Origin of the sequence: Alloprevotella sp. oral taxon 473 str. F0040 (assembly GCF_000318095.2) — a bacterium.
In the GTDB taxonomy this organism is placed as follows: Bacteria; Bacteroidota; Bacteroidia; order Bacteroidales; family Bacteroidaceae; genus Alloprevotella.
The window spans coordinates 1-1,042 of the sequence record NZ_KB290715.1 but is presented as its reverse complement, the minus strand read 5'-3'; the positions used below and the strand labels follow the sequence as shown (position 1 = coordinate 1,042).

Annotated in this window: 1 pseudogene; it reads right to left on the bottom strand. The window is 58.6% G+C overall.

Annotated elements, in window-relative coordinates:
- Positions 1-1,042, bottom strand: a pseudogene (locus HMPREF9999_RS10580) (peptidase M26); the annotation flags it as partial.

Genomic DNA, 1,042 nt, shown 5'->3' with positions numbered 1-1,042 from the left:
GTCTCTATCGACGGGTGTCGTGGGCGTGAAGCCGCCCTCAAAGGCGATGGCATAATAATGATGAGGGTTGTAGCCCGCACCGAGGAGTTCCTCTGCTGTGGGCAGCTCGACGGTCTTGCCGCTGTTGGCGTAGCTGGCGGTCTTGACTTGCCCGTTGTGGGTGAACTGCACCCGATAGATGCGCTTGTCGGCCTTGTCGGTGGGCAGCGGCGTGGCGTCGGTGCCGAGCGTCTGTCCCCACACGTTTTCGGCGCGCCCGCTCTGCAGCATCCAGGCCACGTAGCCACTTGCAAGCTGCTCGGCGGTCGTCGGCGTGCCTTGCACGTTGGCAAAGGCGTTCACGTAGTAGCAGTTGTTGAGCGTGGGCTTCGGCGCGAAGGCGTAGCCGCCCTTGGCGTTGTTCGTGCCGGTGTAGAGGCAGTTGTTGAAGGTACAGGTGGCGTCGTCAGCTTGAGCAGATACGAAGCCGCCCATGTTCTGCTGGCTGTTGTCTACGGTGCCGTTGATGTCGCCGGCCACGATGCAGTCGTTAAAGGTGATTTTGCTTTCAGGGTATGCCGAGAGCACCATTCCTGCGGCGCAGTAGGAGCTGCTCTTGTTGCCGCTGGTGATTTTCACATCGCTAATGCAGTGTTCGTAGGTGGTGGTGCCACGCGCAGCGAGAGAAAATACGCTCAAAGGCTGGCTGTCGGACGTCATCTTCCCTGTTACGCGCAGGTTCTTGATGGTGGCATCAACTAAAAAGGGGAACAGCGCGACGTAGGTATCAGTGCCGTGAGCGTTCCAATCGATCGTGATGGTGTGCCCCTGTCCGTCGAACGTGCCCTTGTACTGCTCGATAGAGTTGCCCACTGTATTGATTTCCGTGCCGAGGTCAATGTCATTCTTTAGCTTGGTATCGACTGAGGGTTGTTCGGCGCTGTTGATGAGGTTGCAAAACGTTTTCCAGTCGGCCGCCGATGCGATTTCGTAGTAATCCTCCTCGGTGACGGTGACGGGCACGCTGCAGTCTCTATCGACGGGTGTCGTGGGCGTGAAGCCG